Genomic DNA, 16,886 nt, shown 5'->3' with positions numbered 1-16,886 from the left:
TTCCTACAGCAACACTTGCCCATCTCGGAATACAAAAAAACCGTCTCTAAATCATTAGAGACGGTCGATGAAATATGTTATTGGTTACGGATCTAATTTCCTTGCTTCCAATTGTACCGAAGCGTTACGCCATAGGTTCTTGGATCAGCTACGACACCGGCATATTGGCCATAACTACCCGGAGCAGCGAGCAACTGCTCATAATAATCTTTGTTTGTCAGATTTCTGCTCCAGACAAATACCGAAACACCATTTGACCCTCTAAAACCTAGTCTTGCATTCAGCAGTGTATAAGCTTCGATGTTCAGGTATTGTGAAGGGGATGAACTTGAGGAAAACTTAGAGCGATGGAAAAGATCAGCACCTAAAAAGTAGGATCCGTTGATACCGATCAGTTTACCACTCTGATTAATTTCCCCGCCCAAAGACCAGGACCATTTGGAAACGCCAGGAAGAGCTCCACCTGAGATATCCTTGAAAGCCTGAGGTCCACCAACTTCTTCCAATGGCACGGGCGCATTCGTAAATTTCACATATTTCGCATCGGTATAGGCCACTGCCCCATTTAAACGAAGAAAGTGCCCGATATTAATGTTACCATCCAATTCCACGCCTTTGACACGTACTTTCTCGGCGTTAGCCAAATAACCGCGATTTACACCTGGTTCGGGTGTTTGAACCTGTGTTTGATAATCTTTGATATCGGTTTGATAGAGGGATAGATTAAGGATCGAGTTGCGCGTTGGATTGGTCTTCACCCCAAGCTCTTTGTGGCGTACCGCTTCCGGTTTTACCTCCGCCAGATCCAACAGTACCGCTCCATTTGCTGTAGGTAATCCCCCCACATTGATTCCAATTGGTTTATAGCTGATGGAATAGGTCGCGTAAGCATTGATTTTGGGATTGAAACGGTATTTTGCCGAAAGCTGACCCGAAAAATTATCCGCGTCTGCGTTTATATCAAACGTCTGGTTGGTATAGACCCCGTTTTTGAGAGCCAACAGCGCCGGATCGGATGTCTGTAGCCCACCATAGGTCTGTCTGTCGTAATTTGCTTTCTTTTTGTCGTAGTTATAGCGTAATCCCGGCAAAATATGGAGTTTCGAAGTCACCTCCCAATCAATCTGTGTATAAGCGGCTAAGCTTGTACTTTTGATTCCGTAAACGGTCTTGATGCCGAAGTTGTCAAATAGTCCGGGAGTTTCCCATAAGGCGCTTGTCGAACTTTTCTGGAAACGCCAGAACGCGGACCCCGTTTCCTCTGTATGTACAGGATCGGTACCAAGGTCCTGCCATAAACCAAATAGACCAACGACACCACTCACTTTCTCGCTGATTTTGCCCGAATATCTAAATTCTTGTGACCATTGGTTATGCACCGAATTACCGGCAGAAACTGTGTAAACAGGAAGACCTAAATAATCCCGGTCATTGAGTGGCACCCAGGTCCATTTTCGCCAGGCTGAAGTTGATGTCAGAGTACCTTCACCAATCTTGATATCGGCATTCAGCGCTACGCCGCCCAGTTTATTGTCGGCTTTGGACTGTGTGTCTAGGTCAATCTTACGTTCAAACGCACTTTTGTAGGGTAGCTCATAACCCAAATCTTTGATAATGGCATCAAATTGACGGTAGTCCGCCCGCTGTGTTTTGACAACGCCGGCAACTGCCCAGCCATAACCATCGGGTTTTTGGGAAGAAACGTCGCCCGAGAGCACAAGTTTGATATTTTCGGTTGGTGTAAATAACAATTGGCCCCGGAACCCAAGATTATTGATATCGTTTATTTTCCGGTTTGTATGCACGTTAAAGAGGTTACCGTCCCGTTGTGTACCGGAGAAGGAAGCCCGTGCGGCCAAATTCCTAGCCAGAGGTCCGGAGATGGATGTCTTAGCCTGAATAAAGCCCTGATTGCCATAACTGACCTCAACATTGGCCTCAGGTGTAAATTGAGGTAGCCGTGATGTAATATTAAAGGCTCCGGCAGTGGTATTCTTGCCAAAAAGCGTCCCTTGTGGACCTCGTAACACTTCAATCTGATCTATATCAATAAAATCCAGCCAGGTTGCCGCAGGACGTGCGATATACACACCGTCCAGATAGAATCCTACACCGGGGTCGATACCATCATTGGTTAATCCATAGGTTGAACCAAGGCCACGGATGTTGAGTGTCGTATTACGGGCATTAGAAGAATACAATTGTACAGTGGGAACAAGTTCTTTCAGTCGATTGACATTGAAAGCTCCGGCATCCTCAAGGGCTGCTCCGCGGATAATAGAAACGGGGATTGGCACATCCTGCAATTGTTCTTTACGTCGACGGGCAGTGACCACAACTTGGTCTAAGGCTTCCAAACGCGGAGTAAGTTCGATCACGGTAGGCGACTGGTCTACAACAACACGCCGTGTCTGATAACCCACAATGGATACAATAAGGGAAAAAGGCAATTTTTGTCCTGTAACAAATTGAAATACGCCTTTGCTATCGGTCTTCACCTGGTGGGTAACTGCTTCAAGCTGCACGGTTACACCCTGTAGGGGTTCTTTTGTCACCGCATCTACGACAGTACCTGTTAATGAAGCATTTATAATGGGTTTAGGATCTTCTACTTGCGCGTAAGTCTGATAAGACGCTGCTAAAAGCAAGCTAAAAATGACGCTAATTCGAAAAATAGCATTTTTTTTCATAAATTTATTCAGTTTAATAGTGAAAATAAACAAGTGCCAACGCCAATAGAACTTGTTTCATTGTTAAAACTTTGTTTAAAAAGGGAAGCCTCGGCTTCCCTTTTCTAATATAAGAGAGTGTAAGAGAGAAATTTTAACAACACATTCGTTTTTCATTATTTTCTAGGGAAATAAAAGCCACTTTCAATGCATTAATCTGTAAGCTTATTTTTAAAAAGTAATCTTGTTTCATTCTTTCCATAATTAAGTATATTCATTTTTTCAGCTACTCCTTCATGACCCACTGTAAATCAGGGTAACAGTACAAATATAGAAATATTTTTTAAAAGACTACTAATTTGATAGATTTTATAAATATTTTTTTAAAAATACTTTAAATAGCTATTTTACAGCGTATTAAATAGTAAAAAAAGATAATCCTTTAAAAATCATCTGAACAAATGCTATGTTTACGCACTCTTGAAACAACGCTGCTGATAACTGTTGGTAACGCTTACTACTTATGATGTAGCGTATTTTTCTATTCAGTAATCAAAAATATTTTTAGGTAAAAAAAGGAATATCTGTTTTCTTGCATATAATTCTACATGATTGCCAGTCTTGTTTTAAAAAGCCCATAAAACAAAAAGTCCACCGGAATGGTGGACTTCGTTTAAATAATATTTTCAATAGATAATAATCCATTATAGGGCACCAATAATAATCCATTATAGGGCACCAAACTTAACGGAACAGCACCAGCGCAATCAGCAATGTTATAACAACATTAAAGGTTTGCGCGATCAAAAATGCATAAAGTGGTTTTTTGTTATCCTGTACAAAGAGATCTTTGAAATTGGTTTCCAGACCAATCGAGGTAAACGCCAAGGTAAACCACAGTCCCTGCAGGTTCTTGAGACTTCCCTTGACAGCATCTATTTTATCTGGGGAGATTACAAAGGAAAATAATAGTGATGCAAATACAAAGCCCAGTACAAATTTTGGAAAGCGCTCCCAGATAATTTTCAGCGTAGGTTTATCCCGTTTTGTTTCATCGTCTACAGATTTCGCATAGGTCCAGTAGATACTGATCGCGAATGCCGCAAGTCCCAGCAATACATTTTGTGAGAATTTGACAATTGTACTGATCTTTAACGCTTCCTCTCCCACAAGGGAACCTGAAGCAACCACAGCTCCTGTGGTATCAATACTCCCACCTAGCCATGCGCCGGTCACCTCTTGCGACAAGCCCATCCATTCAGCCATATAGGGCATAAAGATCATCATTGGAATTGCAGTGATCAACACCAAGGAAATCACATAAGAAAGTTTTTTACTATCACCTTTAATCGCTCCGGAAGTAGCTATGGCGGCAGAAACACCGCAAATAGAGACTGCGCTGGACAACATCAGCGACATTTCCTTGTCTATATTCAGTTTTTTACAGATCCAAAAAGCAAAATACCATACCGATAGTACAACTGCTAAAGCCTGAATAAGACCTAGCGAACCTGCCTTTAGGATATCTCCAAAGATCACGGTAGTACCCAATAAAATTAATCCGATCTTAACGTAAAGCTCTGTGCTGAGGGCTTCTTTAAACCAGGAGGGTAGCTTAAAGCAATTACTGATAATTAAACCAATGATCAAACTAAAAATAACCGCCTCGAGATTATATTCTTTCACCGTGGAGTTCCCAGCTAATATCAGTGCAAATATTGTTAGCATAAATACCACTGGAAATACGACTAGCAGATGTTTGACGGATTTACCGAGCAAAAATGCACCAAGAATACCCGTCACAAAGACAACGATAAACTGCTGAAAAATCTTGCTGAGATTGGCCAGATCAAAAATCGTGGAGGTCAGTTCTGAAATATTAGCCCATGAAAAATTAGGTACCGGCGCAACAATGCCGGAAAGTGCTAAAAAAATGGTAGCGAGTCCCAAAATGACGACTACCCAGTCTTCTGTAAATGCAAATGATCTTGACGATGCCATATTATGGTTAGTATTAAAAAACTAAATTTAATATAATTGCGAATACTTTTGGTTATTGTAACACAAAAATGGCCGAAGATTTCTCTCCGGCCTACAACCAAAACCAATAATCATTATCAATCAAAAACAATATTTATTTTCTTCTATTAATTTTTTTGCAATCCGCTGGCGCGCGTCTTTAATATTAAATGGCTGTGCTTTTGTGAACCTGCGTAATCCGACAAGCATCATATTCAGTTCATCGCCTTCGCCAAAGGAATACAGAGCTTCCTTACCTGCAGCATTAATTTTGTCAATCGCACCATACAAATAGATCTTTGCCATATCTGTCGCGTACTCAGCCTTTTCAGAACCGGTATGCACAAGCTTTTCTGCACGTAAAAGGACAGATTCTGCGATGTATACGTAACCGATAATATCTGCGATATTCATCAGGATCTCTTCTTCTTTTGAAAGTGACATCATCAACTTCTGAACCGCAGCTCCAGCAATGAGCAGACCTGCTTTCTTGAGGTTGGCGATAATTTTCTTCTCCGCCGCGAATGGGGCGTCATCTTCTTCACCGAAATCAGGAATTGCCAATAGTTCACTCGCCACGGCCTGTGCTGGTCCCATCAGATCCAGTTCCCCTTTCATGGCCCGCTTTAATAACATATCCACCACAAGCAATCTATTCACCTCATTGGTTCCTTCAAAGATCCGATTGATACGTGAATCGCGATAAGCACGCTCCATCGGTGCATCGGCTGAATACCCCATTCCGCCATAGATCTGCACCCCTTCATCCACTACATAGTCCAGCATCTCTGAACACCATACTTTGATAATGGCGCACTCGATCGCAAATTGTTCCACGGATTTCAATTTGGCTTTCGCCTCATCCATACCGCCTGCGATCAATGCATCATAGGCATCATCAATATTTTGGCCGGCACGATAGGATGCGGATTCCACGGCAAATAAACGTGTAGCCATCTCTGCCAATTTATATCGAATGGCACCAAATTTAGAAATCGGCAAGTTAAACTGCACACGTTCATTAGCATATTGAACCGCATGATTGATCACCATACGAGCTGAACCGTTGGTCGCAGCACCTAGTTTGATCCTCCCGATATTCAGGATGTTTACGGCAATCTTAAATCCGTTTTCACGCTCTGAAAGCATATTTTCAACAGGGACGGGGCAGTCATTAAAGAAAATCTGACGTGTGGAGGATCCTTTGATTCCCAATTTATGTTCTTCGGGATTCATGGTGATCCCGCCAAAATCTTTCTCGACAATAAATGCGGTCAGATTTTTGTCATCATCGATTTTTGCAAATACTATAAAGATATCTGCAAATCCACCATTGGTAATCCACATTTTCTGACCATTGATCAAATAGTGGGTTCCTTCGGCATTTAGTTTTGCGGAAGTACGGCCTGAATTGGCATCCGATCCAGCATTGGGTTCTGTCAAACAGTAGGAAGCCTTCCATTCGCCTGTGGCGAGCTTGGGAATATACTTCGTTTTCTGCTCTGCATTACCATAATAAAGAATCGGCAAGGTACCAATACCCGTGTGTGCAGACAAGGCGACGGCAAAAGAAAAACCGCCACCCACGGCTTCCGCTACAAGCATTGACGTATTGAAATTTTTGCCAAACCCACCATACTCTTCTGGAATCGATACACCCAGCATACCCAGTTCACCAGCTTTATCCATCAGGCTTGGCATCAATCCTTCTTCCTGTGCGTCAATACGATCAAGCTTATTTAACACTTCGGTATCTAAGAAATCCAAACAGGTCTGACGAATCATTTTCGCTTCTTCATCAAACTCCTCAGGAATAAAAATAGCCGTATAGGGAGTCTCTCTAATAACAAACTCTCCGCCTTTGATTGCTTTATTTTCGCTCATTGTTTTTTAAGTTTGAGGTGTAATCGATCATTGGCTTTTAACCTTCACCGTTTACACAATATTTTGAATATTTATTCGCTGTGAGACAGCAAATAAAATGGTTTATCTGTTATTTTTAGTGTCCGAACTTTAGTCCAATAGTTCAAAAATACCGGCTGCACCTTGACCAGTTCCCACACACATGGTCACCATACCATATTTTTTACCGCGGCGTTTCAGTTCATGCAAGACCTGCACGGTCAGCTTTGCTCCTGTACAGCCTAGGGGATGCCCCAAGGCTATCGCCCCGCCATTGACATTGACTTTTTCTTCATCAAGCCCCAGTTCACGAATAACGGCCAAAGACTGGGAAGCAAAAGCTTCGTTCAATTCGAACAAATCGATATCTTCTTTTTTAAGCCCAGCCCGTTCCAAAGCTTTAGGTATTGCATAGATTGGCCCTATTCCCATAATTCGCGGCGGTACACCCGCAACAGCAAAACTGACCAGCTTAGCGATGGGTTTAATACCCAATTCCTTTACTTTAGCCTCAGACATGACCAGTACAAATGCCGCACCATCCGATGTTTGCGAGGAGTTTCCCGCGGTTACCGAACCATTGGCCGCAAATACAGGCTTCAACTTACCCAAAGCTTCCAAAGAGGTATCTGCACGAGGCCCTTCATCGGTATCTACAACGTATTCACGGGTCGCGATCTTACCGTCTTTCAGGTAGTTCTCTTTGACTGTGATCGGCACAATACCATCTTTAAGATGACCATTTTGAATGGCCGCGACAGCCTTTTGATTGGACTTCAGCGCAAAGGCATCTTGATCTTCACGGGAGACATTATACTCTTTCGCTACAGCCTCCGCTGTGAGCCCCATACCCCAATACCAATCGGGATGCTCTTTGGCAACAACAGGGTTGGGAACAATTTTCCAGCCTCCGAAGGGCATTCCGGACATCACTTCAACTCCACCGGCGATAATAACATCTGCCATACCTGCCTTGATCTTTGCAACCGCCGTAGCGATCGTCTCCAATCCAGATGCACAATACCTATTAACGGTAACGCCAGGTACTTTATCCGTATCTAAACCCATCAGGGAAATAAAACGTGCCATGTTAAGCCCTTGCTCGGCCTCAGGCATCGCATTGCCCACAATGACATCATCTATATCATCTTTATTTAAATTTGGCACAGTGGACACAAGATGTTTTATCACATCTGATGCTAAATCATCGGCCCGCATAAAGCGAAATCCTCCTCGAGGTGCTTTACCTACCGCTGTACGAAATCCTGCTACTATGTATGCTTCCATTATTTTTATTTTAGTAGTGAGTAGTGGGTATTCAGTATTGAGTACCACCACTCAATTATCATTTATTTTAAAGACTTCATAAGATTGTATAGCATTTTTTCAATTTCTTCAATTTCCGCAACCAATCCATCTTTAATTTCTTTAGTTAAAAATGTAAGTCGATAAGCCAATTCAATCTGTGTCTGTAATTCATAAGCAGAGCCGTTTGCTATTCCAAGAAATTGTATAAACTCCCCTTTTGTATTTCTACCTGCACCTTCAGCAATATTTGAGCAGATAGAGATCGTACTTCTCCTGATTTGAGATATCAATCCGAATTTCTCTGTGTTCGGAAGGTTTTCTGTACATCTATAAATGCTTACCGACATATCCATTGCCTTTTGCCATACTTTTAATTCTTGGAACTTATGCATTGCTCAATACTCATTACTCAATACCCAATACTAATTCCGTAAAGGCTTACCTTTTGTCAACATGTACTGAATTCTTTCGAGTGTTTTACGTTCAGCGCAGAGTTCAAGGAAGGTTTTGCGCTCAAGATCCAGCAAATACTGTTCGGAGACTTCCGTTGGCGATGACAGATTTCCACCACACATCACCCAACCCAGTTTTTCCGAGATTTTGCGATCATACTCGGAGATATAATTCCCTTCGCGCATCGAAGATGCGCCTACATATACGATCCCTAATCCTTGATTGCCCAACACTTTGATATCATTGCGCGGTGCTGGCTGTACATAACCTTCATCGGCCAGCTCTAGCGCTTTTGCTTTTGCATCTGCAAGTAAACGCGCACGGTTCATCGTGATGGCAAACTTATCTTTCTGCAAGTAGCCCAATTCGTAGGCTTCATAAGCGGAGGTTGATACTTTCGCCTGACCAATGGTCAGGAATTTATCCTTTAATGTATTCTGAACGATCTGGTCATCTTTAAATTCTTCGGAAGCACGTAATGTAAATTCTTTGGTACCGCCCCCACCGGGGATAACACCTACCCCAAGTTCAACTAATCCCATATAGGTTTCGGCGTGAGCCTGCACAAAGTCTGCGTGCATCGAAAACTCACATCCACCACCCAAGGTCATCTGAAATGGCGCCACGACAACCGGAATGGACGAATAGCGCAAGCGCATGGATGTGCTTTGAAAGGCACGAACAGCCATATTTAACTCATCAAAATCCTGCTCCACGGCCATCATAAAAATCATTCCGATATTGGCTCCCGCAGAGAAATTCTTCCCATCATTTGAAACAACCAATCCTCGGTATTCCTTTTCAGCAAGATCTATCGCCTTATTCAATCCCTGAATGACGTCACCGCCGATCGTATTCATTTTGGTGTGAAACTCGCAGTTGATGATTCCATCACCGAGATCAATAATTGAAACACCCGTATTTTTCCAAATTGTTTTGCTTTCACGAATATGGTCCAGAACGATCATATCCTCTGTTCCAGGAATAGGTTTATAAGATTTGGTAGCGATATCATAATAATGACGGACACCATTTTCTATCTTATAGAACGATTCATGTCCTGAATCCAGCATTTCGTGGACCCAAAGTGCCACTTCACCATTCTGCCCCGGCAAACGTTTCTCTTCGGCTTTGATCTTAGCCAAGGTCTCACGCACCCCTAAAGCATCCCATACTTCAAATGGCCCGAGTTCCCAACCAAAACCAGCACGCATCGCATCATCAATACGGAAGAAATCATCTGTAATCTCAGGAACACGGCGTGAAACGTATTCAAACAAAGGATAGTGCATGGCACGGAAGAGCTCTGCGGCCTTGTCTGTTCCCTGTTCATAGACTTTCATCCGTTTACGGATATCTTCGACTGGCTTGGTCGCCTCCAAGGTTGTGGACTTAACTTTTTGTTGCGAGCCAAAGGTTAATGTTTTAAGATCCAAAGAAAGGATTTCAGAATTCCCATCAGTAGCTTTTACCTTTTCATAGAATCCTTTTTTTGTTTTTTCACCAAGCCATTTGTTTTCAACCATCTTACTGATAAAGGCCGGAAGCTGGAAGACACCTTTTGCCTCGTCTTCAGGTGCATTCTGCGTCAGGCCATTAGCGACATTAACCAACGTATCGAGACCTACAACATCCGCGGTACGGAAAGTAGCTGATTTTGGATGTCCCATTGCCGGGCCGGTAAATTTGTCCACCTCCTCAACGGTAAGACCTAAAGGTTCTACCAGATGAGTCACTGCAAGCATCGAGTAAACACCAATACGGTTACCGATAAAAGCAGGCGTGTCTTTACACAGGACAACTGTCTTACCAAGCATCTTATCACCAAAATGAAGGATAAAATCAACAACCTCCGGCTTAGTATGAGGTGTAGGAATTACTTCCAGCAATGGCAGATAGCGCGGCGGATTGAAAAAGTGTGTACCACAGAAATGATCTTTAAAATCTTCACTTCGACCCTCTGTCATGAGATGAATAGGAATACCAGAAGTATTGGAAGTAATCAATGTACCCGGTTTACGGAACTGTTCAACACGATCAAAAACAGACTTCTTAATATCTAAGCGCTCCACAACTACCTCAATAATCCAGTCTGCCTGCGCAATATCTTTGAGATTATCTTCAAAGTTGCCTGTTTTGATACGTTTTACAAATGATTTGCTGTAAATTGGAGATGGATTTGTCTTTAAGGCAGTCTCTAACGAACTATTGACAATCCGATCCCGAACCGTCTTATTCTCCAACGTTAGGCCTTTCGCTTGTTCTGCTGGCAACAGCTCACGAGGAACAATATCCAACAGCAAAACCTCGACACCAATGTTAGCAAAATGACAAGCAATTCGCGAACCCATAACACCCGAACCGAGAACTGCCACTTTTCTAATATTTCTGTTCATCATAACATATTTATCTTGTACATCCGTACATTTGGTTTAACTTCTACACGATTAATTCTTCCTTATAACTCGTAGCCAGCTCATTGAGCTTTGCCAAAGAAGCAATCAATTGATCACGTTCATTTTCCGAAAAATTATCAGCGAGATACTGATTAAAATTACGTACCACATCCTTGGCAATCCTTCTTTTCTCACGACCTAACTCCGTCAAATATACTTTCACAGAGCGTTTATCCGTTTCGCTCGTCTCGCGATAGATGAACCCCAAGGATTCCAAATTATTCAACACCCGGGACAAACTAGTTGTTTTAACCCCAGTCAAATTCGCAATCTGAGAAACAGGAGTACCTTCTTTGTGAATATTGATTAAAATATAACCTGCCGCCTGAGTGAAACCATACTGCGAAGCAATTTGATTATATTTATTGGCGATTGTCTGCCAGCCCGTTTTTAAAAAATAGTCGATTGTCTGATTTTGGTTCATAGCGTATTCACAAGCGATTTTATTATTATGCTTGCATAACAAATATAATAGTTAAGAATTAGAATAACAAGCTAGAAAATGTAATTTTTAATAATTAAGCCTTACTACAATCCCCTCCTTTGCTTTTCTTGCTTTCTTATGACCAAATCAAAATGTTGAAAACTTTTAGCGCCTGGAATACAGTCAAATAAATGAAATTACAAAACTTTTATTAACAGTTCATGTGTAATATTCAAAATTAATTGCGTTAAATTTGTCCTAAACAAATATCGACATCGTATGGCTTTAGTAAACATACCTCGCTTGGACTTGTTGCATTATACACAAGGAACCCAAGAACAACGAAATCAATTTATTCAAGATATTGGCAAAGCGTTTAATGAAACAGGCTTTGTAACGATTGCACATCATGGTTTATCGAAAGAATTAATTGAGGAATTATACCAGGTCGTTCCAGAATTCTTTGGTTTACCAACGGAGACCAAAGAAAAGTATGAATTCCCTGAGCTTGCAGGTCAACGTGGATACACCGCTAAGGGAAGAGAGAAAGCCAAAGATGCTAAGACACCAGATTTAAAAGAATTCTGGCAACGTGGTCAAACAATCGTTGGCGAAGAATACTCAAAAACTGACTTTCCCGATAATCCCGAAGTGAAAGAAATTCCTAGATTTAACAGTGTTACAGCTGAGGTTTATAAAAAACTAGAAGATACAGGTCGCGAACTGTTAAAAGCAATCGCTACCTACCTAGATCTCGAAGAGAACTATTTTGAGCAGTTTGTGATCAATGGTAATTCTATTTTGCGTGCAATTCACTATTTCCCGATTACGGATCCTGACGCGTTAGCTCCGGATGCTGTACGTGCCGGTGCTCATGAAGATATCAATTTGATTACGCTATTAATTGGTGCCAGTGCTGATGGACTGGAAGTATTGACAAAAGATGGTGAATGGTACCCGATCAAAGCAAAGGGCGAAGATATTGTCATCAACGTGGGTGATATGCTACAGCGTCTGACCAACAACAAACTGAAATCAACAACCCACCGTGTAGTCAATCCTCCGCGTGAAAAAATGGGTACTTCCCGTTTTTCGATCCCATTCTTCTTACATCCAAAATCTTCCATGAGTTTAGCTTCATTGGATTCATGTATTGATACAGCTCATCCAAAGGTCTACGAAGATTATACTGCCGGCCAGTACCTGGATGAAAGATTAAGGGAGATTGGCTTAAAAATGTAATACGAATGACTTCGTTTAAGCTTAAATAAAAACAGTCCGTTAGTTTATGAAAACTAACGGACTGTTTTTATTTAAGTCAAAACTAATTATTTCCACGAGCTATTCCAGAAGTCGTTAACGTGTATCTTATTGGTTCAATTAGAAGTTGTATCCAAATCCTACATTAAGATAGATATTATGCATACCAAAATCTATGGAGGTAAAATCTTTTTCCAAAATATTGTTAAAGCCATAAGTAAGGTCCGTCAATAGTTTGAAATGTCGATTCATTTTCCACTCCGTTCCAAGTTGTGCCCCCCAATGAAATTTTCGTATATTATCGGAGAAATCATAAGAAGCTTGACTACCTTCCTCAAACGTTATTTTTGTTCCTGTCGGTGTATTTTGTCTTAAATATCCATCGGATACATTCCCATCAAATGTATTGTCCAATAATGCCGAGAAATAAAGACCGCCGTATAAATTCCAATGATCCGACAATTTGTAAACAGCTAAGACAGGTAATGTGAGGTAGGTATTCTGTACATTAGTTTCTACTTTTCCGGTATAGTAACCTCTCACTTTTGAATTATCTTTCACAATTTCGGTCAGATAATTTTTCACACGGGCTTCGGTTTTCATCCCTTTTGCTTCAAAACGGATACCAGCGCGAATTCCCCACTGTTTGTTTTCCGGCAACCACTTTGTCGCATTTGCTTCAAGTCCGACCTGCAAGCCCGGATTGTAACTTTCAATTTTTCGTATCGTTTTAGGAAGCCCCAACGGACTACTACCACCGATACTGAATTGCGCTTGTACCGAGTAATCAATATCCGTATTAAAAAAATTCGGATTATGGTTTGACCTGCCACTTTGAGCCTGCGCATAACCCGTCGCTATCATGAAAACAGCTATTATATATCGTATTTTTTTCATTAAAATATTCCTTTGTTTTATGCTTATCAACAGAAGTCAGTCGCTTATTCTCTTGCGATTCACTTTCCCGCTACCAATACCCTTGTATTAAATTCACGTAGCTATCAATTTAAAACTGTTTCCATCAATCAGTCTATATTACTTTTCAAGTCTATAAACCCTGATTATTGGGCATCATTGACGACAAGCTCAACTTCATCAATAAGCAATGTACTACCCACCGCACCATTAAACTTATCTCCTTCTTTACTTGAACTAAAGACAATGGTATACATATATTCCTTATTGGGATCAAATGATTTACCATTGACAAAAGAAAATGGCAAGTTAAATGCTGTCCACTCATTGGTCTCTATCTGTTCTTTGGCTCCGACCCTTGCTATTGCGACAATACGCTTATCAACGAAACCATGGTCTCCTGATAAAAAGTCATCATTAGGAGGTAAAGCCTTTTCAAATAGTAGGGCATACCCATCCCAAGTATCTTTAGAGAGCGAAGATGGTTGATTGTTTACAACAAACTTTTCACCGGCTTTATACTTAAAAAAACCTTTTATAGCCAATGGTGCGGTTTTTTCCTCGTACAATGTTCCAAAGCGCGGGGATTTGATGGTAGGAAAAGTTGTTTGGAATGTACCTAGAAATAAATTACCTGCAGCTAATGGTGTACCAAAAATACCACCTAAGGAGCCTGTGCTCTTCGTGACAAGCCGCACACCATTACCAATATAGCCCGCGGTAATCTGTGATGTTGGATAAAAATTAGGAACCAATTGTTCCCCTTCCCCCACAAGCGTTGCCGCCAGAATATTATAGCCATCATTCGCAGTTGCCCAGCTGTATGTCTTCTGTCCAAGTTTTGTTAGCTCATAAAATTTATGATAATGTCCTTCTGGACTATCGGTATCGACCACTTCAGCATATTCAAACGCTGAATACAAATCTGCGCCTTCATCAATCACAAATGAGACAGTATAGGTTTTAGACCAAGCGCCATCCTCGGAAGTAACTGTATATTTCTGTGGTTCAGTGAAATCACGTTCTGTTCCACTTTTTGGCTCTATTGTCGCACCTGCTGTTAATACAAATTCAGGTGCCTGCACATAGCTTCCCGTAAAGCGTTTTAGCGAAAAAATAACGGTGTTATTATCAATTGAAGGTTTTCGCTTTAAAAATTGGTCACCCTGAACGATACTAGCCCCTTCAATATCCGCTTCGGCATTTAGCGCCTCCTCTTTTATGCAACTTCCCAAGCTGAAAAGGAGCATAAAACAAATTACCCAAGGGTAAATTCGTCTTTGTTCCATAAAAATAGTATTAGTGTAAATTAACCCAATGCTGGCAATTTTGCATTGAACTGAGCACAAAGCTACCGATCTAGCCTCCAAAAAAAGACATTTCGATCACCTTTTCTTTCTAGGCAACCAATTCTTTACATTGCAAAAGGCCGTTAAGCGTCTTTGATTTCCTGCTTGACTTTTGCCGGCAAACTCTCAACAATCAGATTATAACTATGTGTAATAAGTTCTTCCAATACCTTATCATCCAGCTCCCGATTTGCAATGACAGTATTCCAATGTTTTTTGTTCATGTGATAACCAGGCAATACCGTTTGATCATACCGCTCTCTGAGTTCAACAGCCTTCTCTGGATCACACTTCACATTGAATCGTAATTCATCAATCTGATCCAATCCCACTAATAGAAATATCTTGCCACCGACTTTAAAAACCAGTGTATCCGGACCAAAAGGAGTCTCCTCTGTAACATGCCCAATGGATAAACAATAATTTCTTAACTCTTCAATATTCATATTTCTCTAATTTAAGTCAGTTCGTTTATAGCCACCATTGATTATTATAAATTTGACAATAATCAATATAAATCTAACAAAAACAACAGCTTAGTTTGTACCTAAATTTGTAATAGATCACAAAACTAAGACAAAGGAGCTAAGATGCATAAGAAATAATATTAATTAATATATCAAATGAAAAAATCATATATCAAGATCGTGCTACTCACTTTAATATCGATAATCTCAATACAGTGCAAAAGTATGAACACGACAAGTCAAGAAAATATCGAGCAGGACAACATCGTTGAAGCCGTTGCCAGCAGCCAGATAGCTACAGTAGAAAAACTATTGGAAGCTGGAGCCGATGCCAATCAAAAAGGCAGCGATTCGAAACCACTGTTGTTAACAGCAACTGAAAGAAGAGATATAGCCATGGCAAAATTGCTCGTTCGGTATGGTGCCAACGTGAACCTTCAAGATAATAGCTTGAATAGCCCTTTTCTCTATGCTGGCGCGTCTGGCTACACGGATCTGGTCAAACTTTACCTTGATCATCATGCAGATTTCAAAATTTTCAACCGATACAATGGCACAGCACTCATTCCCGCCTGTGAACGCGGCCATGTAGAGACTGTAAGATTATTGGCCAATACAAAAGGATTTCCTATTGATCATATCAATAGATTGGGCTGGACAGCGTTATTAGAGGCAATTATACTGGGTGATGGCAGTCAAAAATACGTGGATATTATCCGGATACTACTCGATGCCAATAGTGATAAGAACATCGCGGATCATGAAGGTGTAACCCCAATAGAGCACGCAAAAAAGAGAGGATTTAATATGATTGTTGCATTATTGGAGGCAAAGGGCAAAAACACAACATAGTTCTACTGGCCAGCAATTCATCCGCAATAAACAAGGGAGAACCCAATCTTTCGAATCGAATTCTCCCTTTTTATTATAACGCATGCTGCGATGCACTGGTTTCAGTGTGCCAACGCTGACTATTTTCTATCGCTGTAAAAGTGCCTGAATCTCTTTTTGAATCTCAGTTCCTTTATCCGCGTTATACCACTTTTGAATCTCTTCTTTAATCTCCGAAAAATCTTTTCCTTGTTCTTTCAAGCTCAAAAATAAGTCTTGGCAATCTTTGGGTCGCGGGCCCCAGACAGCTAAATCAGCACCATCCTGATCTCGGATCACCAAAATCGGAATAGATTTCCCGCCATTTGTTAAATAAGAATCTATTAAAAATGGTGCGCTATCACGCAATTGGATATCTACAGTAATATTGGGGTTTTGGGCCGCCATCTTAGCTAACATCGGTACAGAATGTGCAGCGTCGCCACACCAAGGCTCAGTAATAATGATCCATTGTTGTCTTTCCGAAATCGTGTCAATAAATTGCACAAAAGCTTCATTTGGTTCAAAGCGTTTTAGCCAACGGCCCATCCTTGTCCAGTTCATTTTAGTATATTGATAGTATTCATCGTCCTGATAAGTTGGGTGATTTTCAGGATGATTCAAAATATCTTCGAATTGTTGCAAATAATTTTCAAACGTCATAACATCAATTTTGTGCAAAGGTAATTTTTAGATCCAACTTTGTCAAAATTCTATATACCAAAGATTTTACAATCACACGCGAGATTTCACACTTATTAACATTTAACTCAATTATCTTTGGCAGATATAAC

Annotated in this window: 13 protein-coding genes; 2 read left to right on the top strand and 11 right to left on the bottom strand. The window is 41.0% G+C overall.

Annotated elements, in window-relative coordinates; translation table 11 throughout:
• Positions 1-92 precede the first annotated feature (92 nt).
• The 7 genes from HPC41_RS21570 to HPC41_RS21540 form a co-directional block, all read right to left on the bottom strand.
• Positions 93-2,690, bottom strand: coding sequence for a TonB-dependent receptor (locus HPC41_RS21570; RefSeq protein ID WP_172396156.1), 2,598 nt, complete (start codon positions 2,688-2,690; stop codon positions 93-95).
• A gap of 723 nt (positions 2,691-3,413) precedes the next feature.
• Positions 3,414-4,670 carry a YeiH family protein gene (locus HPC41_RS21565; RefSeq protein WP_172396155.1) on the bottom strand — a complete coding sequence of 419 codons (1,257 nt, stop codon included), beginning with the start codon at positions 4,668-4,670 and terminating at the stop codon, positions 3,414-3,416.
• Positions 4,671-4,790: 120 nt separating this feature from the next.
• The gene (locus HPC41_RS21560) at positions 4,791-6,572 is read right to left on the bottom strand and encodes an acyl-CoA dehydrogenase family protein (protein ID WP_172396154.1); all 1,782 of its coding nucleotides are present in this window, start codon (positions 6,570-6,572) and stop codon (positions 4,791-4,793) included.
• 129 nt (positions 6,573-6,701) lie between these two features.
• Positions 6,702-7,877: an acetyl-CoA C-acyltransferase gene (locus HPC41_RS21555; protein ID WP_172396153.1), complete on the bottom strand. Its 1,176-nt coding sequence runs from the start codon at positions 7,875-7,877 to the stop codon at positions 6,702-6,704.
• Positions 7,878-7,939: 62 nt separating this feature from the next.
• Complete coding sequence (locus HPC41_RS21550) at positions 7,940-8,290, bottom strand: four helix bundle protein (protein ID WP_172396152.1); 351 nt, start codon at positions 8,288-8,290, stop codon at positions 7,940-7,942.
• Between the two features lie 30 nt (positions 8,291-8,320).
• Entirely contained in the window at positions 8,321-10,750 is a 2,430-nt protein-coding gene (locus HPC41_RS21545) for a 3-hydroxyacyl-CoA dehydrogenase/enoyl-CoA hydratase family protein (protein WP_172396151.1), read from the bottom strand.
• A 40-nt stretch (positions 10,751-10,790) separates the two neighbouring features.
• A complete protein-coding gene (locus HPC41_RS21540) occupies positions 10,791-11,231 on the bottom strand; it encodes a MarR family winged helix-turn-helix transcriptional regulator (RefSeq protein ID WP_172396150.1) in 441 nt (146 codons plus the stop codon).
• A gap of 279 nt (positions 11,232-11,510) precedes the next feature.
• Here HPC41_RS21540 and HPC41_RS21535 point away from each other — a divergent pair, with 279 nt between their 5' ends.
• Complete coding sequence (locus HPC41_RS21535) at positions 11,511-12,473, top strand: isopenicillin N synthase family dioxygenase (RefSeq protein WP_172396149.1); 963 nt, start codon at positions 11,511-11,513, stop codon at positions 12,471-12,473.
• A 138-nt stretch (positions 12,474-12,611) separates the two neighbouring features.
• On the opposite strand, the gene HPC41_RS21530 is transcribed toward HPC41_RS21535, so the two are convergent.
• From HPC41_RS21530 to HPC41_RS21520, 3 genes are all read right to left on the bottom strand, one after another.
• Entirely contained in the window at positions 12,612-13,388 is a 777-nt protein-coding gene (locus HPC41_RS21530) for a porin family protein (RefSeq protein ID WP_172396148.1), read from the bottom strand.
• Between the two features lie 164 nt (positions 13,389-13,552).
• The gene (locus HPC41_RS21525) at positions 13,553-14,695 is read right to left on the bottom strand and encodes a PCMD domain-containing protein (protein WP_172396147.1); all 1,143 of its coding nucleotides are present in this window, start codon (positions 14,693-14,695) and stop codon (positions 13,553-13,555) included.
• A 143-nt stretch (positions 14,696-14,838) separates the two neighbouring features.
• The gene (locus HPC41_RS21520) at positions 14,839-15,201 is read right to left on the bottom strand and encodes an MmcQ/YjbR family DNA-binding protein (RefSeq protein WP_172396146.1); all 363 of its coding nucleotides are present in this window, start codon (positions 15,199-15,201) and stop codon (positions 14,839-14,841) included.
• Positions 15,202-15,447: 246 nt separating this feature from the next.
• Between HPC41_RS21520 and HPC41_RS21515 the strand changes: the two genes are divergently transcribed.
• Positions 15,448-16,074 (top strand): ankyrin repeat domain-containing protein, encoded by a 627-nt coding sequence (locus HPC41_RS21515; RefSeq protein WP_172396145.1) that lies wholly within the window; start codon positions 15,448-15,450, stop codon positions 16,072-16,074.
• 126 nt (positions 16,075-16,200) lie between these two features.
• Here HPC41_RS21515 and HPC41_RS21510 read toward each other — a convergent pair whose 3' ends face one another.
• Positions 16,201-16,755, bottom strand: coding sequence for a thioredoxin family protein (locus HPC41_RS21510; protein WP_172396144.1), 555 nt, complete (start codon positions 16,753-16,755; stop codon positions 16,201-16,203).
• Between the last annotated feature and the right edge of the window lie 131 nt (positions 16,756-16,886).

Origin of the sequence: Sphingobacterium prati (genome assembly GCF_013167215.1) — a bacterium.
GTDB lineage: Bacteria > Bacteroidota > Bacteroidia > Sphingobacteriales > Sphingobacteriaceae > Sphingobacterium > Sphingobacterium prati.
Note: the sequence above shows the minus strand (reverse complement) of the source record. Positions and strands in the feature narration are given on the sequence as shown.